The organism is Streptomyces sp. NPDC048353 (assembly GCF_055587165.1).
In genome coordinates, this window is sequence record NZ_JBVJGU010000005.1 from 533,195 (window position 1) to 556,184 (window position 22,990).

At 72.3% G+C, this 22,990-nt stretch carries 19 protein-coding genes; 16 read left to right on the forward strand and 3 right to left on the reverse strand.

Translation table 11 applies throughout. The features are described 5' to 3' along the window. The first annotated feature begins 121 nt into the window (after positions 1 to 121). On the forward strand, positions 122 to 1,438 hold the full coding sequence (locus ACZ6RC_RS21090) for a polysaccharide deacetylase family protein (protein ID WP_469585335.1): 1,317 nt from the start codon (positions 122 to 124) through the stop codon (positions 1,436 to 1,438). Between the two features lie 115 nt (positions 1,439 to 1,553). On the opposite strand, the gene ACZ6RC_RS21095 is transcribed toward ACZ6RC_RS21090, so the two are convergent. Next, positions 1,554 to 2,540 (reverse strand): ATP-binding protein, encoded by a 987-nt coding sequence (locus ACZ6RC_RS21095; protein WP_469585337.1) that lies wholly within the window; start codon positions 2,538 to 2,540, stop codon positions 1,554 to 1,556. A 102-nt stretch (positions 2,541 to 2,642) separates the two neighbouring features. Here ACZ6RC_RS21095 and ACZ6RC_RS21100 point away from each other — a divergent pair, with 102 nt between their 5' ends. Further along, entirely contained in the window at positions 2,643 to 3,530 is an 888-nt protein-coding gene (locus ACZ6RC_RS21100; RefSeq protein WP_469585339.1) for a Fic family protein, read from the forward strand. Positions 3,531 to 3,873: 343 nt separating this feature from the next. Here the strand turns inward: ACZ6RC_RS21100 and ACZ6RC_RS21105 are convergent, their stop codons facing one another. Beyond that, positions 3,874 to 4,728: an HAD family hydrolase gene (locus tag ACZ6RC_RS21105; protein ID WP_469585342.1), complete on the reverse strand. Its 855-nt coding sequence runs from the start codon at positions 4,726 to 4,728 to the stop codon at positions 3,874 to 3,876. 530 nt (positions 4,729 to 5,258) lie between these two features. Between ACZ6RC_RS21105 and ssd the strand changes: the two genes are divergently transcribed. The 7 genes from ssd (at position 5,259) to ACZ6RC_RS21140 (ending at position 10,443) form a co-directional block, all read left to right on the forward strand. Then, positions 5,259 to 6,368 (forward strand): septum site-determining protein Ssd, encoded by a 1,110-nt coding sequence (gene ssd, locus ACZ6RC_RS21110; RefSeq protein WP_469585763.1) that lies wholly within the window; start codon positions 5,259 to 5,261, stop codon positions 6,366 to 6,368. Then, on the forward strand, positions 6,365 to 7,540 hold the full coding sequence (locus tag ACZ6RC_RS21115; protein ID WP_469585346.1) for a TadA family conjugal transfer-associated ATPase: 1,176 nt from the start codon (positions 6,365 to 6,367) through the stop codon (positions 7,538 to 7,540). Before ssd ends, ACZ6RC_RS21115 begins: the two co-directional genes overlap by 4 nt. Beyond that, positions 7,537 to 8,448, forward strand: a complete 912-nt coding sequence (locus tag ACZ6RC_RS21120) for a type II secretion system F family protein (protein ID WP_469585349.1) — start codon at positions 7,537 to 7,539, stop codon at positions 8,446 to 8,448. The genes ACZ6RC_RS21115 and ACZ6RC_RS21120 overlap by 4 nt, the downstream gene beginning before the upstream one ends. Before the next feature lie 62 nt (positions 8,449 to 8,510). After that, positions 8,511 to 9,251: a type II secretion system F family protein gene (locus tag ACZ6RC_RS21125; protein ID WP_469585766.1), complete on the forward strand. Its 741-nt coding sequence runs from the start codon at positions 8,511 to 8,513 to the stop codon at positions 9,249 to 9,251. 130 nt (positions 9,252 to 9,381) lie between these two features. Further along, entirely contained in the window at positions 9,382 to 9,603 is a 222-nt protein-coding gene (locus tag ACZ6RC_RS21130) for a DUF4244 domain-containing protein (protein WP_469585352.1), read from the forward strand. A 67-nt stretch (positions 9,604 to 9,670) separates the two neighbouring features. Next, a complete protein-coding gene (locus tag ACZ6RC_RS21135) occupies positions 9,671 to 10,015 on the forward strand; it encodes a TadE family type IV pilus minor pilin (protein WP_469585355.1) in 345 nt (114 codons plus the stop codon). 86 nt (positions 10,016 to 10,101) lie between these two features. Further along, on the forward strand, positions 10,102 to 10,443 hold the full coding sequence (locus ACZ6RC_RS21140) for an Rv3654c family TadE-like protein (protein WP_391140313.1): 342 nt from the start codon (positions 10,102 to 10,104) through the stop codon (positions 10,441 to 10,443). Here the strand turns inward: ACZ6RC_RS21140 and ACZ6RC_RS21145 are convergent. Further along, positions 10,385 to 12,862 (reverse strand): DEAD/DEAH box helicase, encoded by a 2,478-nt coding sequence (locus tag ACZ6RC_RS21145; protein ID WP_469585359.1) that lies wholly within the window; start codon positions 12,860 to 12,862, stop codon positions 10,385 to 10,387. The two genes, ACZ6RC_RS21140 and ACZ6RC_RS21145, sit on opposite strands and share 59 nt — an antisense overlap. Positions 12,863 to 12,941: 79 nt before the next feature. On the opposite strand from ACZ6RC_RS21145, the gene ACZ6RC_RS21150 reads away from it, so the two are divergent. The 7 genes from ACZ6RC_RS21150 (at position 12,942) to topA (ending at position 22,870) form a co-directional block, all read left to right on the forward strand. Then, positions 12,942 to 13,295, forward strand: a complete 354-nt coding sequence (locus ACZ6RC_RS21150; RefSeq protein ID WP_137988538.1) for an STAS domain-containing protein — start codon at positions 12,942 to 12,944, stop codon at positions 13,293 to 13,295. Between the two features lie 82 nt (positions 13,296 to 13,377). Next, positions 13,378 to 13,836, forward strand: a complete 459-nt coding sequence (locus ACZ6RC_RS21155; RefSeq protein ID WP_391140317.1) for an ATP-binding protein — start codon at positions 13,378 to 13,380, stop codon at positions 13,834 to 13,836. Positions 13,837 to 14,077: 241 nt separating this feature from the next. Beyond that, on the forward strand, positions 14,078 to 16,474 hold the full coding sequence (locus ACZ6RC_RS21160; RefSeq protein WP_453618373.1) for a sodium-translocating pyrophosphatase: 2,397 nt from the start codon (positions 14,078 to 14,080) through the stop codon (positions 16,472 to 16,474). Between the two features lie 187 nt (positions 16,475 to 16,661). Next, complete coding sequence (locus ACZ6RC_RS21165; RefSeq protein ID WP_391140320.1) at positions 16,662 to 17,303, forward strand: small secreted protein; 642 nt, start codon at positions 16,662 to 16,664, stop codon at positions 17,301 to 17,303. 134 nt (positions 17,304 to 17,437) lie between these two features. Continuing rightward, positions 17,438 to 19,039, forward strand: a complete 1,602-nt coding sequence (locus ACZ6RC_RS21170) for a DUF7059 domain-containing protein (protein ID WP_469585364.1) — start codon at positions 17,438 to 17,440, stop codon at positions 19,037 to 19,039. 555 nt (positions 19,040 to 19,594) lie between these two features. Next, positions 19,595 to 19,792, forward strand: coding sequence for a hypothetical protein (locus ACZ6RC_RS21175; protein ID WP_391140323.1), 198 nt, complete (start codon positions 19,595 to 19,597; stop codon positions 19,790 to 19,792). A gap of 234 nt (positions 19,793 to 20,026) precedes the next feature. Further along, entirely contained in the window at positions 20,027 to 22,870 is a 2,844-nt protein-coding gene (topA, locus tag ACZ6RC_RS21180; RefSeq protein WP_453618377.1) for a type I DNA topoisomerase, read from the forward strand. Positions 22,871 to 22,990: the final 120 nt, after the last annotated feature.

Consider the following 22,990-nt stretch of genomic DNA (forward strand, 5'->3'; position numbering starts at 1 on the left):
ACCGGTTCGAGTGGTGAGCCGACATTGCTCCGCTTGTCGTTTCATCTCTCCGGCGGCGGTGGTGCGACGTTGACGTCGCTCGCAGACGACGCTCGCACGGAACCGAGGAGAGGTGGGGCGGATGAACGCCGCCGGGAGCAGGACCGCCGGGAGAAGGACCACTGTCCACAGGAGGACGCTCGCCGTCGGCGCCCTCGCCACCGCCCTGATCACCGGCCTCGCCGGATGTTCGGGTTCGGGCGAGACCGGCCCGAGCGGCGCCCCGGGCGCACGGAAGGGCCAGGCCGCGGCTCCCGAGAGCGCGGTGCGCCTGATCGGCGACGGCTCCACCGCCTTCACCGGCGCCCAGCCCCACCAGCCCACCTGGCAGCGGATGAAGCCCGGTCAGAAGCCCCCGCAGTTCGTGGTGTTCTCGTGGGACGGCGCCGGTGAGGACAGCCAGAAGCTCTTCTCGCACTTCCGCAAGGTCGGCAAGAAGTACAACGCGACCATGACGTACTTCCTGAGCGGCGTGTACCTGCTGCCGGAGGAGAAGAGCAAGCTCTACGACCCGCCGCAGCACTCCGCCGGGCGCTCGGACATCGGCTTCAACGACACCGAGGGCATCCGTGCCACCGTCCGCGAGCTGCGCGGCGCCTGGCAGGAGGGCAACGAGATCGGCACGCACTTCAACGGCCACTTCTGCGGCCCGGAGAGCGGTGTCGGCAACTGGTCCGTGGACGACTGGAAGAGCGAGATCAGCCAGGCCAAGTCGTTCGTGAAGAACTGGAAGACCAACTCCGGCCTGAAGGCCGAGCAGCCGCTTCCCTTCGACTACGACAAGGAGCTGGTCGGCGCCCGTACGCCGTGCCTGGAGGGCCGGAAGAACTTCGTCCAGGCGGCGAGCCAGCTGGGCTTCCGCTACGACACCAGCGGCGTGAACGACCAGATCTGGCCGGAGAAGGACAACGGCCTGTGGGACCTGTCGATGCAGCTGGTCCCGGTCCCGGGACGCGCGTTCCAGACCCTGGCCATGGACTACAACTTCCTGGTCAACCAGTCGGGTACGACCCAGGGCGACCCGGCCAAGCACCAGTTCTGGGGCAACCAGATGCGGGACGGCCTGGTGCAGGCGTTCAACCGCTCGTACCAGGGCAACCGGGCGCCGCTGATCATCGGCAACCACTTCGAGTCGTGGAACGGCGGCACGTACATGCGTGCCATCGAGGAGACGATCTCCACCGTCTGCGTCAAGAAGGACGTGAAGTGCGTGTCCTTCCGCCAGCTGGCGGACTGGCTCGACGCCCAGGACCCGGCGGTGCTCGCGAAGATGCGGACCCTGAAGGTCGGCGAGGCCCCGCCGGGCGGCTGGGCGACCTTCCTGGCCCCCCAGCCGGTTCCCCCGGCGAAGCAGAACGCACAGCAGGACGTCAAGCAGAACGCCAAGCACGACAGCTGACGGGACGCCGGCTGGCGGACGTCAAGCTCGCCGGCTGACGGAACGCGAAGCGCGACAGTTGACGGAACGCACCGCGGGGCGGCCTGCGGGACTCCGCGGGCGCCCGGCGGGGGTATCAGACGGGCTGAGCGGCGCGGAGGGCCTCGCTCAGCACGAAACCGGGGTCGACCTGCGCCGCCAGGTCGGCCCCGGTCTTCTCGTTGCCCCAGCTCTCCGCGTTCTTCAGGTGGAAGTGGACCATCTGGCGGGTGTAACGCTCCCAGTCGCGGTGGCCGTACGAGTCGTCCGCCGCGTCCTGGAGGGCCTGGAGCGCCATCCGGTTGTCCGCCTCCAACAGCTCGAAGCGGGCCGGGCGGCCCTTCTCCATCGCACGGACCCAGTCCGAGTGCCCGACCGTCACCAGCAGGTCGTCGCCCACCTCAGAGCGCAGGAAGTCGACGTCGTCCATGCCCTGCACCTTGTTGCCGACGACCTTGAGCGCGACCCCGAAGTCACGCGCGTACTCCTTGTACTGGCGGTAGACCGAGACGCCCTTGCGGGTCGGCTCGGCCACCAGGAAGGTCATGTCGAAGCGGGTGAACATCCCCGAGGCGAACGAGTCGGAGCCCGCCGTCATGTCGACGACGACGTACTCGTCCTGCCCGTCGACCAGATGGTTCAGGCACAGCTCGACCGCCCCGACCTTGGAGTGGTAGCAGGCCACCCCGAGGTCCGACTCGGTGAACGGGCCGGTCGCCATCAGCCGGATGTCGCCGTCGTCGAGACGGACGGTCCGGGCGCAGGCGTCGTAGACGGGGTTGTCCTCGTGGACCCGCAGCAGCCGCGAGCCCTCGCCGGGCGGGGTGGTCTTGATCATCGTGTCGGTGGAGGCGATCCGCGGGTTGGAGCCGCGCAGATACTCCTTGATCAAGGGGAGGTGCGCGCCCATCGCGGGCAGCGCCTCGGCCTCGGCCTCGTCGAGCCCGAGCGCGGCCCCGAGATGTTGGTTGATGTCGGCGTCCACCGCGACGACATGGGCTTCATTGGCGGCGAGATGGCGGATGAAGAGCGAGGACAGCGTCGTCTTGCCGCTGCCGCCCTTCCCTACGAAAGCGATCTTCATGTTCACCTAGCGTAGTGGCATGATCGCGGCACGTGGTCAAGAGGCGTGAAGAAGACCACTCGAACGTGGGGTGGGCGCCCCGGGCGCGTAGCCTCGCTACCTATGAGTACGTACGCCTCTGACCCCCTGGCCGCCCTCGGTTCCCTGCCGGGCGTCGCCGATTCGGTGGACTCCGTACGCAAGGCCGTGGACCGCGTCTACGGCCACCGCGTGATGCGGCGCCGCAGCCACGAGATCACCTCCGAAGCGGCGCTGCGCGGGGCGCGCGGCTCGGCCGCGCTGTCGGGTGCCGACTGGGCCCTCGAAGAGGTCCGGCGACGCACCGACTTCAGCGGCGACGCCGAGGCGCGCACGGTGGGCGCGGCCCTGCGCCTGGGCTCCGAGGCCGGTCAGCTGCTCTCCATCTGGCGCCAGTCCCCGCTGCGGGTGCTGGCCCGGCTCCACCTGGTCGCCGCGGGCGACGCGGGCGGGTCTGGTGCGGACGGTCTCGATGCGGACGGGGGTGGCCCGGGTGGCGGCGGCCCGGGTGGGGTGGCCGACTCCGTCGGCAGGCCGCGACAGGCCGGTGAGACCGTCGACGAACCGCTGATCGAGGCGCCGCTGCCGGAACCCGCGGAGGTCGCGGGGCGGCTCGACGGGCTCTCGGAGCTGATTATCGCGGGCGGTACGGCTCCGGCCCTGGTGACGGCGGCCGTGGTGCACGGCGAACTCCTCGCGCTGCGCCCCTTCACCACGTACAACGGGCTGATCGCGCGCGCGGCCGAGCGGATCGTGCTGATCGGCAGCGGCCTGGACCCGAAGTCGATCTGCCCGGCCGAGGTGGGGCACGCGGAGCAGGGGCGCGCGGCCTATGTCGCGGCCTTCGAGGGGTATCTCTCCGGCACCCCGGAGGGCATGGCCGCGTGGATCGCCCACTGCGGGCGCGCGGTCGAGCTGGGGGTCCGGGAATCCACGGCGGTCTGCGAGGCGCTCCAGCGCGGCGCCGCCTGACCGGCCGGCCTCTGCGCACTTCTCCGGGCCGGCGCTGAGGCGGGCTCCCCTGGAAAGGGTTGCGGCGGTACCCGTCGGGTACCGCCGCTGGCACGTCGGCCGGGTTACCAAGCGTCCTCGATATGTGCCCATCAGGCGGGGTGCTTTGCCCTGCGCCTGGTGCGGCTGGCCCGTAATCGACGGGTCGACGTCGCGTGGGTGCTCGACTTCAGTGCTGGGTCCGTGGGGCCTTCTTGCTCAACAGGTGATCCTCTCGGATGTCCTAGGTCTCGCGGGCCTGATTCCTTTCTACTCCTGTCGGGGTGGAAGGGAAAGTGCTGGCCCGCACTTCTTTACTATCGGCTCAAATTCGGGCAAAGTGATCGGCAAGAGCGGCCTGCCGCCGCCGGCTGGCGTACCAGACGAGTCCGGCGGTCGCGGCCGCCGCGCCCACCGCCGCGGCGGCGACGAGCGCCGGCCTAGGCGGCATGCGGAACCCGGGCAGCCGCTGCTTGAGCCGCACGGGCTTCTCGAAGGCCAGCACCGGCCAGTCCCGGGCGGTGCACTCCCGGCGCAGCGTCCGGTCCGGATTGACCGCGTACGGGTGGCCGACGGCCTCGAGCATGGGAACGTCGGTCGCCGAATCGCTGTAGGCGAAACAACGCGAGAGGTCGTACCCCTCCGACTCCGCGAGCTCACGGATCGCTTCCGCCTTGGTGGGTCCGTAGGCGTAGTACTCCACCTCGCCGGTGAAGCAGCCGTCGTCGCCGACGACCATCCGGGTGGCCACCACCCGGTCGGCGCCGAGCAGCTCGCCGATCGGCTCCACGACCTCGGCACCGGAGGTCGAGACGATCACGACGTCCCGCCCCGCCGCGTGATGCTCCTCGATGAGGGAGGCCGCCTCGTCGTAGATCAGCGGGTCGATCAGATCGTGCAGGGTCTCGGCGACAAGTTCCTTGACCTGCGAGACGTTCCAGCCTTTGCAGAGCGCCGAAAGATATTCGCGCATCCGCTCCATCTGGTCGTGGTCGGCGCCGCCCACGAGGTAGACGAACTGGATGTAGGCCGTCCGCAGGACGGCGCGGCGGTTGATCAGTCCGCCTTGGTAGAAGGACTTGCTGAAGGTCAGCGTCGACGACTTCGCAATGACCGTCTTGTCCAGGTCAAAGAAGGCGGCTGTGCGCGGCAACGAGTGGTTTTCCACGAGCCCGAGCATAGGTGCCCGCCATTCGGCGTACGCTCCGGCGTGTGGGTTTGCCTGAGAAGGCTCTCGGGTACACCATGGAAGTCACGGATCGTTCGCGACCGTGCTAACCCGGTCCGGCTCCTCCCCCCCCGAGTCGGTCCGGAGAGACGACCCCCGCTCTCCCCCCCGGCGGGGGTCGTCGCATGTCCGGACGCGTTTCCGTCCCTCGAGTGATCATTCTTTCCTCCTTGCGTCGGCCCTCGGCCGTGCAGCAGTCATGCCCTGGCCTCGTCACTCAATGTAATCGAGGCGCTGCTCTCCGGGAAGCCCCGAGGAGGGCGACGGAGTTATTCACAGGGGCGGAGTTATCCACAGTTTTTGAGCGAGATCCCCATGATTTCCGGAACTGCCCCACGGTGATTCCTGCCGGGAAGTCCACGGACACCCGGAATCACTGATCGATCCCGTTCGCGCCACCGACGCGGACGGGATCCCACCGACAGGGGGAGTGGGCCGTGACGGGATCCATCGCGTACCGGACATCGAGGACCTCGCGGGCCATAAGGGCGTCGCGGAGCCCGGACGACGGTGGCGGGACCTCCGACGAGGGCCGGCGGCCCGGGCCGCTGATCGTGACCGAGGACCTCGCGCTGCTCGACGACCTGCTGCGGCTGTGCGCCGCAGCGGGAGCCGACCCCGAGGTGCACCACACGGTGCCGGAGCGGCGCGCGGGCTGGTCCGACGCCCCGCTCGTCCTCGTCGGCGACGACTCGGCGGACCGCTGCCGCACCGCCGCGCGCCGCCCGGGCGTGATCCTGGTCGGCAGGGACCAGGACGACCCCCGTGTCTGGCGGCGGGCCGTCGAGCTGGGCGCCGAGTGCGTCCTGCGGCTGCCCGACGGGGAGAGCTGGCTGGTCGACCGGATCGCCGACGGAGTCGAAGGGGCCGGCAGGCAGGCGCTGACCATCGGCGTCATCGGCGGGCGCGGCGGCGCCGGTGCGTCCACACTCGCCTGCGCTCTCGCCCTGGCGGCCGCGAGGACGGGGCGGCGCGCGCTGCTCGTCGACGGCGACCCGCTCGGCGGCGGCCTCGACGTCCTGCTCGGCGGCGAGCGGACGGAGGGCCGGCGCTGGCCCGACTTCGCCGCCTCGAAGGGACGGGTGGCCGGCGGCGCCCTGGAGGAGTCGCTGCCGTCGGTGCGCGGGCTGAGGGTACTGAGCTGGGATCGCGGCGATTCCGTCCTCGTGCCGCCCGAGGCGATGCGCTCCGTCCTGGCCGCCGCCCGCCGACGCGGCGGGGTGGTCGTCGTCGACCTGCCCCGCAGGCTCGACGAGGCGGTGACCGAGGCGCTGGCCCAGGTCGACCTCGGTCTGCTGGTCGTGCCAGGGGAGCTGCGGGCCGTCGCCGCGGCCCACCGGGTCGCCGCCCTGACCGGCATGGTGCTGCGGGACCTCCGCGTGGTCACCCGCGGGCCGTACGCGGCCGGACTCGACGCCGCCTGGATCGCGGACGCCCTACGACTGCCGCTCGCCGGGGAGCTCCCGCACGACCCGGACCTCGCGGCCGCCCTCGACACCGGCTCCCCGCCGGGCGGCGAGGCCCGCGGACCGCTGGGCCGCTTCTGCGCCGACTTCTGGGAGCGGGTCCTGACGGCGGAGGGCGTGTCGTGAGCGGCCGGGGCACGCCCACGAGCGGCGCCGGTCTGCTGGACGCCGTCCGGCAGCGGCTCGCCGAGAGCGGAGCCGAGCCGACCCCGGCGCGGGTCGCGGCCGCGCTGCGGGCCCAGGGGCGGCTCCTCGGCGACACCGAAGTCCTGGGAGCGGCCGAGGCGCTGCGGTGCGAGCTGGTCGGTACGGGACCGCTGGAGCCGCTCCTCGCCGATCCGGAGGTGACCGACGTCCTGGTGTCGGCACCGGACCGGGTCTGGGTCGACCGGGGCGCCGGGCTCGAACTCACGGGCGTCTCCTTCGCCGACCCGGCGGCGGTACGCCGCCTGGCACAACGCCTCGCGGCGGTGGCCGGCCGACGCCTGGACGACGCCCGGCCCTGGGTGGACGCCCGGCTACCGGACGGCACCCGCATGCACGCCGTACTGCCCCCGGTCGCGGTCGGCTCGACGTGCCTGTCGCTCCGGGTCGTGCGGCCACGCGCCTTCTCCGTGGCCGAGCTGACGACGGCGGGCACCGTCCCGCCCGGCGGGGAGCGCGTCCTGCGGGCACTGATCGAGGCCAGGGTCTCGTATCTGATCAGTGGCGGCACGGGATCGGGGAAGACGACGCTGCTCTCCACCCTCCTCGGCCTGGTCGGCCCGGGGGAGCGCATCGTGCTCGCCGAGGACTCGGCAGAGCTGCGCCCCGACCACCCGCACGTGGTGCGCCTGGAGGCGCGGCCGGCGAACCAGGAGGGTGCCGGACTGGTCACCTTGCGGGATCTGGTCCGGCAGGCGCTGCGAATGCGGCCCGACCGGCTCGTGGTCGGAGAGGTCCGGGGCGGGGAGGCGGTCGATCTGCTGGCCGCGCTGAACACCGGGCACGAGGGCGGCTGCGGGACCGTCCACGCCAACACGGCGGCGGACGTCCCGGCCCGTCTTGAGGCCCTGGGGACAGCGGCCGGGCTCGACCGAGCGGCACTGCACAGCCAGTTGGGCGCCGGGCTCTCGGTGGTGATCCATCTCGTACGGGACCGGGCGGGCCGGCGGCGGATCGCCGAGGTGCACGTTCTCGAACGCAACCGGGAGGGCCTGGTGGTGACGGTCCCCGCGCTGCGCTGGGACGCGGACGGGTTCGAGCGGGAGCGGGGCTGGGGGCGGCTCCGGTCGCTGCTCGGGGGTGAACGGTGGTGAGGGAGCCGTGGGTTCTGGCGCAGGTAGCCGCCATCCTCTGCGCCGGGAGTGTGCTCTGGGGGCTCGCCGAGCGGGAGCGGGGCCGGCGCAGGGCGGCCGCGTTGCTCGCGGGCCTGAGCACGGCGAGGGAGGAGGCCGATGAGGCGACCGGAGCTCTGCGCTTCGACCCGGTGCCGTGGGGCACGCTCGGGGCCCGCTGCCGGCGGCTGGTGCGGGACCGGCGCGAGTGGCTCTGTCTGCCTGTGGCGGCCGCGATCGCACTCCTCGGGGAGTCGCCGCTGCCCCTGGCGGCCGGGGCCGTGGCGGTGCCGCTGGTGGGCCGGAGACTGCGCGCGGCAGGGCTGCGCAGACGGCGCCAGGAGCGCGCCGACGGAGCGGTGGCACTGTGCGGGGCGGTCGCCGGTGAGCTGAGAGCCGGCCGGCAGCCCGCACAGGCGCTCGTCTTCGCCCTCGGCGAGGCGCGGGCCGCCGGGACGCTGGGACCCCGCGAGGAGGCAGCGCTGCTCGCGGCGGCCCGGTTCGGCGGGGACGTGCCCGAGGCGCTGCGCCACGCGGCCCGGCAGGACGGGGCGGACGGACTCGCCGGGATGGCGGCCTGCTGGCAGGTGGCCGTCGACGGCGGCGCCGGTCTCGCGGCGGGTCTGGACCGGCTGGAGGCCGCCTTACGGGAACGCCGGGACCAGCGTGAGCGGATGAAGGCCCAACTGGCCGGCGCCTGGGCGACGGTGACGGTCCTCGCCGTCCTGCCGCTCGTCGGCCTCGCGCTCGGCACGGCACTGGGCGCCCGGCCACTGCATGTCCTGCTGCACACGCCCGTGGGCCTTGGCTGCCTCGCGGTGGGCGGGGCCCTGGAAGCGGCCGGTCTCGGCTGGGCCGCACGGATCGTACGAGGAGGTGAAGGCACGTGACGGGCGTCTCGGGTCTGTTGACGGGGGCCGGGTTCTCGGAGGAGTTCGTCCACAGGCTGGGGATGGCGGGCCTGATGGCCGGCGCCCTCGCCGCGGCGGCCGGCGGGATGGCCGAGCGGCGCCGCGAGCGCCGGGCGCGGAAGCGGCTCGCCGCCCTGCTGGGGCCCGGGGCGGACGGCGGCCGGCCGCGAGGCGCGGGTCTCCGCTCGCCGTGGGTGCGCACCTGGGTCGTACCGCTCATGGCGGCCGCCGTCGGCTACGCCCTCTTCGGCGGTGTCGTCGGCTGCCTGGTGGCGGCCGGGGCGGGCTTCGGAGTGCGGAAATGGTCGGCGCGCCGCGCCGCGAGTACGGGCGAAGACGAGGAGGCGGCCCGGCAACTGCCGCTCGCCGCAGATCTGCTGGCGGCCTGCACCTCCGCCGGAGCGGGCCCGGGAGAGGCGGCCGAGGCCGTCGGCCGGTCACTGGGCGGGCCGGTGGGCGACCGGCTGGCCCGTACGGCGGCCGAGCTGCGCCTCGGCGGCGAACCGGCCGAGGTGTGGCGGAGGTTCGGTGCGATACCCGGCGCCGATGGGCTCGCCCGCGCTCTGGAACGGGCCGGTTCCTCCGGGGCGCCCGCCGCCGACGCGATCGCACGGCACGCGGCCGGCCTGCGGGCCGAACACGCCCGGCGAGCAGCCGCCCGGGCCCAGCGGGCCCAGGTGCTGATCACCGCGCCCGTGGGGCTCTGCTTCCTGCCCGCCTTCCTGGCGGTGGGGGTGGCCCCGGTCGTGGTCGGCCTCGCGACCGGCCTGCTGCGGAGCTGAAGGGCGCGCCGCCGGACGGCCCGCAGGCGGCACCCGGCACACCGTACGCACCCACCCAGCCCGCCGAACACGCCGAACACACGCAACGCATCGAACACGCGCAACGCAAGCAAAAAATATGGGGGTTGACATGAGGAACGGAAAGAGCGCACGCGGTCTGGTGGTCCTGCGCACCTGGTGGCGGGCGCGTATGACCGCCCGGTCCGACGCGGGGATGACCACGTCCGAGTACGCGATGGGAACGATCGCGGCCGCCGCCTTCGCCGCCGTGCTGTACAAGATCGTGACGAGCGGATCGGTCTCCGGTGCACTGGAGTCGGTCATCGGGAAGGCACTCGATGCGCCGTTCTGACCGGACGTCCGCAAGGGGGCGCCGGGGACGCGTGCCGGCGCGGAGCTCCACGCAGGACCGGGGATCGGTGACGGTCGAGGCGGCGCTGGCCCTGCCCGCGCTGGTGGCCTTCACCATGGCCCTGGTCTGGGCGCTCGCCGCGGCCGCCGCACAGATCCAGTGCGTGGACGCGGCGCGGGCGGGAGCGCGGGCGGTGGCCCGCTCGGAGCCGGTGACGGCAGCCGAGGCGGCCGCCCGGGCAGCCGCCCCTGAGGGCGCCACGGTGGCCGTGGAGCGCTCCGGGGAGCTGTGGCGGGTGACCGTGCGGGCGCCCGCCCCCGGGCCGGGCGGGATGGGTCTCACCCTGCGGGCCGGGGCCGCGGCGCTCGCCGAGGACAGGCTCGGCGACACGCCCGGGACGGGAGTGTCGTGAACGGCCTGGCGCCGGCGCCACGCCGACGAGCCGCCCGTCCCGGCCTGGTCCCACCACCCCGATCCGGCCTCTCCGGCGACCGGGGGATGGCGACGGTGTGGACCGCGTTCGCGGCCTGCGTCCTGTGTGTGGTGTTCGGGGCCGTGCTGGCCCTGGGGCAGGCCGTGTCGGCCCGGCACCGGGCGGGTGGGGCCGCCGACCTGGCGGCCCTCGCGGCGGCCGACAGGGCGCTGTGGGGCGAGGAGGCCGCCTGCGCCGCCGCGGGCCGGGTGGCGGGCGCACAGGGCGCCTCCCTCGTGCGCTGTTCCGTGCGGGGCGATGTCGCGGACGTGACGGCGGCGGTGCGCCTGGGGCCGTACGCCCCGGCTGTCAGGGCGCGGGCGGGGCCTCCGGGGGCGCTGCCGGGGCTTCCCGCAGCAGTTCCGTGAGGAGCCGGACGGCGCCACGCTTGTTGAGCGGGTCGTTGCCGTTGCCGCACTTGGGGGACTGGATGCAGGACGGGCAGCCGGCCTCGCACTCGCAGGAGGCGATCGCCTCGCGGGTGGCCGTCAGCCACTCCCGCGCCGTGTGGAAGGCCCGCTCGGCGAAGCCCGCGCCACCCGGATGGCCGTCGTAGACGAAGACGGTCGGCAGCAGCGTGTCGGGGTGGAGCGGGATCGACACTCCGCCGATGTCCCAGCGGTCGCAGGTGGCGAAGAGCGGAAGCATGCCGATGGAGGCGTGTTCGGCGGCGTGCAGGGCGCCGCCGAGGATCTCCGGATGGATGCGGGCGGCGTCGAGCTGGTCCTCGGTGACCGTCCACCACACGGCCCGGGTGCGCAGGGTGCGGGGCGGCAGATCGAGCTTGGTCTCGCCGAGCACCTCACCGGTCCTGAGACGGCGGCGCAGGAAGGAGACGACCTGATTGGTGACCTCGACGGAGCCGTAGCAGAGCCGGCCCGCGCCCCACGGGATCTCGGTGTCGGTCTCCAGGACGGAGATGGCGGTGGTGTCGCGGGCGGTCGTGGAGTACGGCGGGGAGGCCTCCTCGACCAGGGCGACCGAGTCCTTCAGGTCCAGGTGCTTCACCAGATAGGTGCGGCCTTGGTGGAGGTGGACGGCGCCGTCGTGGACGGCCGTGTGGGAGGCGGCCTCGTCGACCGTGCCGAGGAGGCGGCCGGTGGCGGCCTCCACGATCTGCACCGGGCTGCCGCCCCCGCCCCGGATGTCGGTCAGGTCGGCGGCCCGCTCCCGACGGGTCCAGTACCAGCCGCCGGCACGCCGCCGCAGCAGCCCGGCGGCCTCCAGCTGGGGCAGCAGGTCCGGGGCGGCCGGGCCGAAGAGCGCCAGGTCGGGGTCGGTCAGCGGAAGCTCCGCCGCGGCCGCGCACAGATGGGGGGCGAGCACGTAGGGGTTGTCGGGGTCCAGGACGGTCGACTCGACCGGCTGGCGGAAGAGCGCCTCGGGGTGGTGGACCAGGAAGGTGTCCAGCGGGTCGTCGCGGGCGATCAGGATGGCCAGGGCGCCCTGGCCGGAGCGCCCGGCCCGGCCCGCCTGCTGCCACAGCGAGGCGCGGGTGCCGGGATAGCCGGCGATGAGGACGGCGTCGAGGCCGGAGACGTCCACGCCGAGTTCCAGGGCGGTCGTGGCGGCCAGGCCCAGGAGCTCGCCGGAGTGCAGGGCCCGCTCCAGGGCCCGGCGCTCCTCGGGCAGGTAGCCGCCCCGGTAGGCGGCCACCCGGCGGGCCAGGGAGCGGTCGACCTCGGCGAGGCGTTCCTGGGCGATGACCGAGATCAGCTCCGCGCCGCGCCGGGAGCGCACGAAGGCGACGGAGCGGACGCCCTGCACGGCGAGGTCGGTCAGCAGGTCGGCCGTCTCGGCGGTGGCCGTGCGGCGGACCGGGGCGCCCTGCTCGCCGTGGAGTTCCGTCAGCGGCGGCTCCCAGAGGGCGAAGACCAGCTCGCCGCGCGGGGAGGCGTCGTCGGAGACCTCCGAGACCGGCAGGCCGGTGAGCCGGCCGGCCGCCACGGCGGGCTCGGCCGAGGTGGCGGAGGCCAGGAGGAAGACGGGGTCCGCGCCGTAGCGGGCGCAGACCCGGCGCAGGCGGCGCAGCACCTGGGCGACGTGGGAGCCGAAGACGCCCCGGTAGGTGTGGCACTCGTCGATCACGACATAGCGCAGGGAGCGCAGGAAGGAGGACCAGCGCGGATGGGCCGGGAGTATGCCCCGGTGGAGCATGTCGGGGTTGGTCAGCACGTAGTTCGCGTACTGACGGACCCACTCGCGCTCCTCGACCGGCGTGTCGCCGTCGTAGACGGCGGGCCGGATCCGGTTGCCCAGCGGGGCGGCCAGCTCGCGTACGGCGCGCCGCTGGTCGGCGGCGAGGGCCTTCGTGGGGGCGAGGTAGAGGGCGGTCGTGCCGCGCCCGTTGGCGGCCTCCGAGCCGTCCAGGAGGGTGGAGAGGACCGGGGTGAGATAGGCAAGTGACTTCCCGGACGCCGTGCCGGTGGCGATCACCACGGATTCGCCGTCCAGGGCCCGCTCGGCGGCCTCCGCCTGGTGGGCCCAGGGATGCTCGATGCCGGCCGCCTGGATGGCGCTGATCACTTCCGTACGGATGCGATGCGGCCAGACGGCATGCCGACCCGCCCGAGCGGGCAGGTGCTCCGTATGAGTGATGCGCGCTGCCCGGCTCTCGCCCTGGGTGAGCCGGTCGAGGACCACGCCGGGGGACGGGCGACTGCCCGTGCTTTCGGCGGGTCCACTGGGGCGGTGATTCTTGGCCATCGGCACCGAGTGTGTCACTGGCGTGACGGACAATGCTCCCAAGGCGTCGTGCATGGCTGCTGGTAAGTGATTGAATGCCATCGCGGCTGGCGATCCGTCCCCCGACTCCGCCCGGGAGACCCGAGGGGCGAACGCCCGATAGCAAGGTGCTGGAGGATCCGTGGACCTGTCCCTGTCGACTCGCAATGTGTCCGGCCCGAGCGGCGACCGTACGGTCGTCGAGGTCGGTGGCGAGATTGATGTGTATACCGCGCCCAAGCTGCGCGAGCAGTTGGTCGAGTTGGTGAACGACGGCAGCTACCACCTGGTCGTCGACATGGAGGGCGTGGACTTCCTCGACTCGACCGGTCTCGGCGTGCTGGTGGGTGGCCTGAAGCGCGTGCGCGCGCATGAGGGCTCGCTGCGCCTGGTCTGCAACCAGGAGCGCATTCTCAAGATTTTCCGGATCACCGGCCTGACCAAGGTGTTCCCCATCCACACCACGGTCGACGAGGCCGTCAACGCCACCGACTGAGGTCGGAAGAAGGTCGAAGGAGAGCCGGGCCCGCCAGGCCCGGTCCTCCGAGTTGCCCGCCCACCGTTCTTAGGGGGACCGTATGGCCACCGTTGAACTCCGCTTCAGCGCCCAGCCCGAGCATGTCCGCACGGCCCGCCTGGTGGCGGCCGCGGTGGCGCGCCGGGCCGGTGTCGACGAGGCGGTCCTCGACGAGGTCAGACTCGCCGTCGGCGAGGCGTGCTCCCGTGCGGTCGGGCTGCACCGCGGCCATGGCGTCACCACCCCGGTCCGGGTCGTGCTGACCGAGGAGGAGAAGAGCTTCTCCATCGAGGTCGGCGACGAGGTGCCGGGCGCGGGGGTGGCGGCGGCGGACGCCGCCGGTGTCCCCGGCGCGCGGGCCGCGGCTCCGGTCGAGGAGTTCGACGACCCGGACGGCGAGGACGAGATGGGCCTCGCGGTAATCCGCGGGCTCGTCGACGACGTCGAGGTGAGCGCCGGGGAGCAGGGCGGAGTGATCCGCATGAGCTGGCCGACGGCCTCGGCGGCTGTGCTCCCCTGAAGGGGCGAGACCAGGCGAGAGGCCGTGAGAAGCGGCGAGAACCGAAAAAGAGGCCCTGCTGAGCAGGGCCTCTTTTCATTTCTCTAGATCATGGATCATGTGTTCATGCTTTTGCCCCATTACTGCTTCCGGTGGGGAAGAGTGAGGCAATGGGGAATTCCATTTGCGGCGCCCTGTTTTGATCAGGTTCCGCTCCCTACAATCCGTCCACATCTTGAGCTCGCAACGTCAAGGAGGACGAATGGCGGGGCTCTTCAACCCAGAACTGGCCGGACACCCCACTTCTCTCGCCGCGGCGGTACTCACCGACGGGAACCGGACGATCGTGATCGTCGTCGCGGCCGTCGCGCTCGCGGCTCTGCTCGTCGCCCAGCTGCTGGTCCGTCAGGTGCTCGCCGCCGGGGAGGGCACCGACGCGATGAAGAAGATCGCGGCCGCCGTACAGGAAGGCGCGAATGCCTATCTCGCACGGCAGTTGCGCACTTTGGCGATCTTCGCGGTCGTCGTGTTCTTCCTGCTGATGCTGCTCCCGGCCGACGACTGGTCGCAGCGATCCGGGCGTTCCCTCTTCTTCCTGGTGGGTGCGCTTTTCTCCGCGACCACCGGATACATCGGTATGCGGCTCGCCGTACGGGCCAATGTGCGCGTCGCCGCCGCCGCGCGCGAGGCGACCCCCGCTCCGGGTGAACCGGAAAAGGATCTGACGACCGTCTCGCACAAAGCGATGAAGATCGCTTTCCGTACCGGCGGAGTGGTCGGCATGTTCACCGTCGGCCTCGGCCTGCTCGGTGCCTCCTGCGTCGTCCTCGTCTACGCCGCCGACGCCCCCAAGGTCCTCGAGGGCTTCGGCCTGGGCGCCGCCCTCATCGCCATGTTCATGCGAGTCGGCGGCGGCATCTTCACCAAGGCCGCCGACGTCGGCGCCGACCTCGTCGGCAAGGTCGAGCAGGGCATCCCCGAGGACGACCCCCGCAACGCCGCCACCATCGCCGACAACGTGGGCGACAACGTCGGCGACTGCGCCGGCATGGCCGCCGACCTCTTCGAGTCGTACGCGGTGACGCTGGTCGCCGCCCTCATCCTCGGAAAGGCGGCCTTCGGCGACCTCGGCCTCGCCTTTCCGCTGATCGTCCCGGCGATCGGCGTGGTCACCGCGATGATCGGCATCTTCGCGGTCGCCCCGCGGCGCGCCGACCGCAGCGGAATGAGCGCCATCAACCGCGGTTTCTTCATCTCCGCGGTGATCTCCCTGGCGCTCGTCGCCGTCGCCGTCTTCGCCTACCTGCCGTCCTCCTACGCCGACCTCAAGGGGGTCACCGAGCCCGGGATCGCGGCTCACGCGGGCGACCCGCGGATCCTCGCCCTGGTCGCCGTCGCCATCGGCATCGTCATGGCCGCGCTCATCCAGCAGCTCACCGGCTACTTCACCGAGACCTCCCGACGCCCCGTCAGGGACATCGGCAAGTCCTCGCTGACCGGCCCCGCCACCGTCGTCCTCGCCGGCGTCTCCATCGGCCTGGAGTCCGCCGTCTACACCGCCCTGCTCATCGGCCTCGGCGTCTACGGCGCGTTCCTGCTCGGCGGCACCTCCATCATGCTGGCCCTCTTCGCGGTCGCCCTGGCCGGCACCGGGCTGCTCACCACCGTCGGCGTGATCGTCGCCATGGACACCTTCGGCCCGGTCTCCGACAACGCCCAGGGCATCGCGGAGATGTCCGGCGACGTCCAGGGCGCGGGCGCGCAGGTCCTCACCGACCTCGACGCCGTCGGCAACACCACCAAGGCGATCACGAAGGGCATCGCCATCGCCACCGCCGTGTTGGCGGCGGCGGCGCTCTTCGGCTCGTACCGCGACGCGATCGCCACGGCGGTCGCCGAGGTCGGGGCCAGGGGCACGGAGATGAACCTCTCGATGGACATCTCCCAGCCCAACAACCTCTTCGGGCTGATCCTCGGCGCGGCGGTCGTCTTCCTCTTCTCCGGCCTCGCGATCAACGCCGTGTCGCGGTCCGCGGGAGCGGTCGTCTTCGAGGTGCGGCGGCAGTTCCGCGAGCACCCCGGGATCATGAACCACACCGAACAGCCGGAGTACGGACGCGTCGTCGACATCTGCACCAAGGACGCGCTGCGCGAACTCGCCACGCCCGGACTGCTCGCGGTCCTGGCACCGATCGCGGTCGGCTTCTCGCTCGGTGTCGGCGCGCTCGGCGCGTACCTCGCCGGAGCCATCGGTACGGGCGCGCTGATGGCCGTCTTCCTCGCCAACTCCGGTGGGGCCTGGGACAACGCCAAGAAGCTCGTCGAGGACGGCCACCACGGCGGCAAGGGCAGTGACGCCCACGCCGCCACCGTGATCGGCGACACCGTCGGCGACCCGTTCAAGGACACCGCCGGTCCGGCGATCAACCCGCTCCTGAAGGTGATGAACCTGGTCGCCCTGCTGATCGCGCCCGCCGTGGTGCAGTTCAGCTTCGGCGATGACGCGAGCGCCGGGGTGCGGACCCTGATCGCCGGCCTCGCGATCGTCGTCATCATCGGTGCCGTCTACGTCTCCAAGCGGCGTTCGGTGGTCATGGGTGACGGAGACAACGCCGGGGACCGGTCGGACACCCCTTCGAACGCGCCGGTCGTTCCGTAACGCCTGCTCAAGAAGAGGGCGGGCGGCGTGTTCTGACGCGCCGTCCGCCGTTTCTTGTGGAGACGTGAGGCGTGTCTCCCTTGGTGCAAAAGGCTGCAATAAGGGATGAACCGGTCCCACGAAAGGTGGATGTCGCCCGCTTGGCGTGTATGTTCCGGGGCCGAGAGCCTTGGAAGGGACCGATCCGGTGAACAAGAAGCTTGCGGCCGCACTGTCCGGCGGCGCGGTACTGGTGCTCGCGCTGTCCGGGTGCAGCGACGACGGCGACAAGGTAAACGACTGGGCCAAGACGGTCTGCGACCAGGCGAAGCCCCAGATCCAGAAGCGGGCCGACGCCCAGCAGCTGATCATCTCGACGGCCGCGGACGGCAAGCCCGCCGACATCCAGGCCGCCGACTCGAAGGCGTTCCAGGACATCGCCGACGCCGACCGGGCGCTCGCCAAGGCCGTCGAAGGCGCCGGCGTGCCGCCCGTCGACAACGGCGAGAAGGTCCAGCAGGACGCGATCAAGGAACTCAACGCGACCGCGGTGGCGTACGAGGGACTGAAGAAGCAGGTCGACGCGCTCGACCCGAACAACCAGCAGAAGTTCGCGGACGGCCTGCAGGGCATCGCCGACGGTCTGAAGAAGATCGAGAAGATGGACCAGGACGCGCTGGCGAAGCTGCAGGGCGGCGAGCTGGGCACGGCGATGGCCAAGCAGCCCGGCTGCCAGAAGGCGAAGCCCTCGGCTCCGGCCGCGAAGCCGGGCTCGCAGCCCTCGAAGCCGGCCGCGACGGCGGCCACGACCGCCAAGCCGTCCTCGACGGCGAGCAAGAGCGCGGAGTAGAGCAGGCGCTGCCACCCGGTGCGTTCGGCGCGCATGTGGCGCGCGTGGGCGCCCGGGTGGGGGTTCGGGGGAGCGCCACGCGCGCGTGCGGGGTCTCGGCGGGGATTGTCGGTGGCGGCGGTCACAATGGTCGGGTGAGTACGACCAGCCTGACCACCAGCCTTCCGGTGCCCGCGCACGCCGCCCGACTGCGCGAGGCGCTGCTCGCCGCCGACTTCACCGCCGACGGGCTGCTCGAGCTCCTCGGCGCCCCCGCCTACAGCGCCCTCGCCCGCAGCGAGACCGTGCCCGCGCTGCGCGCCACCCGCGGCGACTCCCCGCTGGAGACGCTCGTTTGCCTCTTCCTGCTCCAGGGCACCGTCCCCGCCGAGCGCGCCGCCGCCGCGCTGCCGCTGAAGGAAGCCCTGGCCGACGGCTGGATCGAGGAGACCGACAGGACCGGCCGGCCGGCCGTGCCCGGGGCCACCGGGGCGAGCGGAGAGGCATCGGAGACGGCCGGTCAGGTCCGGGCGACCGTCGACGTACGGCCGTACGGCGGGCCCGAGGGCCAGGACTGGTTCATCGTCTCCGACCTGGGCTGCGCGGTCGGCGGCGCCGGCGGCATCGGCAGCAAGGACGAAGGAGTCGTCCTCGGCGTCGGCGGCGCCTCCACGACCCTCGCGGGCATCACCGTCCGTACGCCCGTGGCCTCCGCGCTCGACCTCGGCACCGGCTCCGGAATCCAGGCCCTGCACGCCTCCCAGCACGCCACCCTGGTGACAGCGACCGACCTCAACCCCCGCGCCCTCGACTTCACCCGGCTCACGCTCGCCCTCTCCGGGGCCCGCGAGGCCGAACTGCTCCCCGGCTCCCTCTTCGAGCCCGTCGACGGCGACACGTACGACCTGATCGTCTCCAACCCGCCGTTCGTCATCTCCCCGGGCGCCCGGCTGACCTACCGCGACGGCGGGATGGGAGGAGACGACCTGTGCCGGACGCTCGTGCGGGAGGCCGGCGAGCGGCTCAACGACGGGGGGTGCGCCCAGTTCCTCGCCAACTGGCAGCACGTGGAAGGCGAGGAATGGCAGGACCGGCTGCGTTCCTGGGTGCCGCGCGGCTGCGACGCGTGGATCGTGCAGCGCGAGGTCCAGGACATCACGCAGTACGCCGAGCTGTGGCTGCGGGACAGTGGCGACCACCGCGAGGACCCGCGGCGGTACACCGAGCGGTACGAGGCGTGGCTGGACGAGTTCGAGGCCCGCGGGACGAAGGCCGTCGGCTTCGGCTGGATCACCCTGCGCAGGAACGCCGCCGTCGCGTCCGGCGCGGTCGAGCCGTCGATCGTCGTCGAGGAGTGGCCGCACCCGGTCGAGCAGCCGCTCGGCGAGACCGTACGCGCTCACTTCGAACGCCAGGAGTACCTGCGGACCCACGACGACGCGGCGCTGCTCGCCGAGCACTTCGTCCTCGCGCCCGAGGTCGTCCAGGAGCAGGTCGGCCTGCCCGGCGCCGAAGACCCCGAGCACGTGGTGCTGCGGCAGAACCGCGGCATGCGGCGCGCCACCAGGGTGGACCACGTCGCGGCCGGCTTCGCGGGAGTCTGCGACGGATCGCTCAGCGCCGGCCGGATCCTGGACGCGATCGGGCAGTTGACCGGCGAGGACCCGGTGCTGCTCCGGGACCGGACGCCCCAGGCGATCCGGCTCCTGGTGGAGGAGGGCTTCCTGCTGCCCGTCGGCGAGGGCGGCGGCGCCTGACGGGCCTTGACCCGGGAATTCCGTACGACGCGGCCGCCCGCGGCAGGGCGGCCCGCGGCCCGCAACCGGCAGCGGGGGCGCCGATGCGTGCGGCCGGACGTTCCGCTTCCCGTCCGACGTCCGGTCCGCCGTGGGCGGGGGAGCGGGCAGCCGCCGGGCCCCGCCCGACTGCGCGATGCCGCCTCCGCGCGGCGGAAAGCCGCTGGTCGGGCGGGTGCTCCCGCCGCTCCTCAGCGCCTTGCCCCACCGGGAGCCCGGCGTCGCCGGCGACGCGTCCCCCTCCCCCCGCGACGCCGCCCGAGCGGCTTCCGCCTCCGCGACCGGCGGCACGGCGGCCGTCGCGTACGAGCGCCGATCCGCCCCGCCGCCGCGAGGGTGCGGGCACGGCGAGGAGAGAGCCCGCCCCCGTCGCGCATTCGTTCAGTACCGGCCATCTTCGTGAACCCCGACACCCGAGCCCGCGTCGTTCACCCGGAATTCGCGCCCGCGACGCCGGAAGGTGCCAGCCTCTGCCCAGGGATGACCGGGGCATGACGGACGAACGGGGTACGGACCATGGAGAGCGGGCCTGCGATCTTCGCCGGAACGGCGTTCGCGCTGTTCGGGGCCGCGCTGATGCTGTGGACGGGGGCGCGGGTGCTGAGCCGCGAGCCGGTGGCGCACGGGGTCGCGCCGGGCACGGCCGCCGTCCTCACCACCCTCTTCGGAGTCGTCTTCCTTCTTCTCGGCGTCTGGTGCTTCGGCCGCCTCTGAGCGCGCCCCGCCCCGCCCGGCCGGAGGTCCGGGCGGCAGGAATGCCAGGAGTCGGGTTACCGTTCGAGTGGCCGTTGCGGGCTTTCGCCGTTTGACACGGGGGCGGGTTGTACCGTCACACTCCGCAGCGACGACAGCGTCAGCGTCACCGTGACGTGCAGCTGCCGTGTGTGCCAGGGCCAGTGCCGTACATGCGTACGTGCCACCGAGCGTCGACCGGAGAGAAGAGCGAAGTTGTCCCCGACCAGCGAGACCGCACAGGGCGGCCGCCGACTCGTCATCGTCGAGTCGCCTGCCAAGGCGAAGACGATCAAGGGCTACCTCGGCCCCGGATACGTCGTCGAGGCGAGCGTCGGGCACATCCGCGACCTCCCCAGCGGCGCCGCCGAGGTGCCGGACCAGTACACCGGCGAGGTGCGCCGCCTCGGCGTCGACGTGGAACACGACTTCCAGCCGATCTACGTCGTCAACGCCGACAAGAAGGCCCAGGTCAGGAAGCTCAAGGAGCAGCTGGCCGGGGTCGACGAACTCTTCCTCGCCACTGATGAGGACCGCGAGGGCGAAGCCATCGCGTGGCACCTCCTCGAGGTCCTGAAGCCCAAGGTCCCGGTCCACCGGATGGTCTTCCACGAGATCACCAAGGACGCGATCCAGGCCGCCGTCGCCAACCCGCGCGAGCTGAACAAGCGCATGGTCGACGCGCAGGAGACCCGCCGCATCCTCGACCGGCTCTACGGCTACGAGGTCTCGCCGGTCCTGTGGAAGAAGGTCATGCGCGGCCTCTCCGCCGGCCGCGTCCAGTCCGTCGCCACCCGTCTCGTCGTCGAGCGGGAGCGCGAGCGCATCGCCTTCCGCTCCGCCGAGTACTGGGACCTCACCGGCACCTTCTCCACCGGCCGCGCCGGTGACCCGTCCGACCCGTCGTCCCTGGTCGCCCGCCTGGCGACGGTCGACGGCCGCCGCGTCGCACAGGGCCGTGACTTCGGCGCCGACGGCCGGCTGAAGTCCGAGCAGGTGCTCCACCTCGACGAGCAGAACGCCCGGGCGCTCGCCGCCGCGCTCGCCGACACCGCGTTCGGCGTCCGCTCGGTCGAGTCCAAGCCGTACCGCCGCTCCCCGTACGCCCCGTTCCGGACGACCACCCTCCAGCAGGAGGCGAGCCGCAAGCTGGGCTTCGGCGCGAAGGCGACCATGCAGGTCGCCCAGAAGCTGTACGAGAACGGCTTCATCACGTACATGCGTACGGACTCCACGATCCTCTCGGACACCGCCGTCGCGGCGGCCCGGGCGCAGGTCACGCAGCTGTACGGCGCCGACTACCTGCCGGAGAAGCCCCGCGTCTACGCCGGCAAGGTCAAGAACGCGCAGGAGGCGCACGAAGCGATCCGCCCCTCGGGTGATCGTTTCCGCACTCCGGCGGAGACCGGCCTGACCGGCGACCAGTTCCGGCTCTACGAGCTGATCTGGAAGCGGACCGTCGCCTCCCAGATGAAGGACGCGACCGGCAACTCCGTCACCGTGAAGATCGGCGGCCGGGCCGCCGACGGCCGGGACGTGGAGTTCAGCGCCTCCGGCAAGACGATCACCTTCCACGGCTTCATGAAGGCGTACGTCGAGGGCGCCGACGACCCCAACGCGGAGCTGGACGACCGCGAGCGCCGGCTGCCGCAGGTCGCCGAGGGCGACGCGCTGTCCGCCGAGGAGATCACCGTCGACGGCCACGCGACGAAGCCGCCGGCCCGCTACACCGAGGCCTCGCTGGTCAAGGAGCTGGAAGAGCGCGAGATCGGCCGCCCGTCGACGTACGCGTCGATCATCGGCACGATCCTGGACCGCGGGTACGTCTTCAAGAAGGGCACGGCCCTGGTGCCGTCCTTCCTCAGCTTCGCCGTCGTCAACCTGCTGGAGAAGCACTTCGGCCGGCTCGTCGACTACGACTTCACGGCCCGGATGGAGGACGACCTCGACCGGATCGCCCGGGGCGAGGCCCAGGCCGTGCCGTGGCTGAAGCGCTTCTACTTCGGCGAGGGCGGCCAGGCGGCCGCGTCCGGGGGCGCCGCCGACGCCGGGAACGGCGACGGTGACCACCTCGGCGGTCTGAAGGAGCTGGTGACCGACCTCGGCGCGATCGACGCCCGGGAGATCTCCTCCTTCCCGGTCGGCGACGGCGTCATGCTGCGGGTCGGCCGGTACGGTCCGTACGTCGAGCGCGGTGAGAAGGACTCCGAGGGCCATCAGCGCGCGGACGTTCCGGAGGACCTGGCTCCTGACGAGCTGACCGTCGCCTACGCGGAGGAGCTGTTCGCCAAGCCGAGCGGTGACTTCGAACTCGGCGTCGACCCGGTCAGCGGGAACCAGATCGTCGCCAAGGACGGGCGGTACGGCCCGTACGTCACCGAGATCCTTCCCGAGGACACCCCGAAGACCGGCAAGAACGCGGTGAAGCCGCGGACCGCCTCGCTCTTCAAGTCCATGGCGCTGGACACGGTGACCCTGGAGGACGCGCTCAAGCTGATGTCCCTGCCGCGCGTGGTGGGCACGGACGCGGAGGGCGTCGAGATCACGGCGCAGAACGGCCGCTACGGCCCGTACCTGAAGAAGGGCACGGACTCGCGGTCACTGACGGACGAGGAGCAGCTCTTCACGATCACGCTGGAGGAGGCGCTCGCGATCTACGCGCAGCCCAAGCAGCGTGGCCGGGCCGCGGCCAAGCCGCCGCTCAAGGAGCTGGGCGTCGACCCGGTCAGCGAGAAGCCGGTCGTCGTGAAGGACGGGCGCTTCGGCCCGTACGTCACCGACGGCGAGACGAACGCGACCCTGCGGACCGGGGACAGCGTGGAGACGATCACGCCGGAGCGCGGGTTCGAGCTGCTCGCGGAGAAGCGGGCCAAGGGCCCGGCGAAGAAGACCGCCAAGAAGGCGCCGGCCAAGAAGGCGGCTCCCGCGAAGAAGGCGACCACGGCGAAGAAGACCGCGGCCAAGAAGACGACGACCGCGGCGAAGAAGACGACGACGGCCAAGACGGCCACGGCGAAGAAGGCCGCCACGAAGAAGACGGCGGCGGCGAAGCCGGAGTAGCGCCGCGGGCGGGACATAGCGGTACGCATGACGAAGGGGCGGGGCGAAATGCCTCCGCCCCTTCGGCGTTCCCGGAGATCTGTACGAGCGGCTGCCGGTCGTCGGGATTCGGGCGCCGGG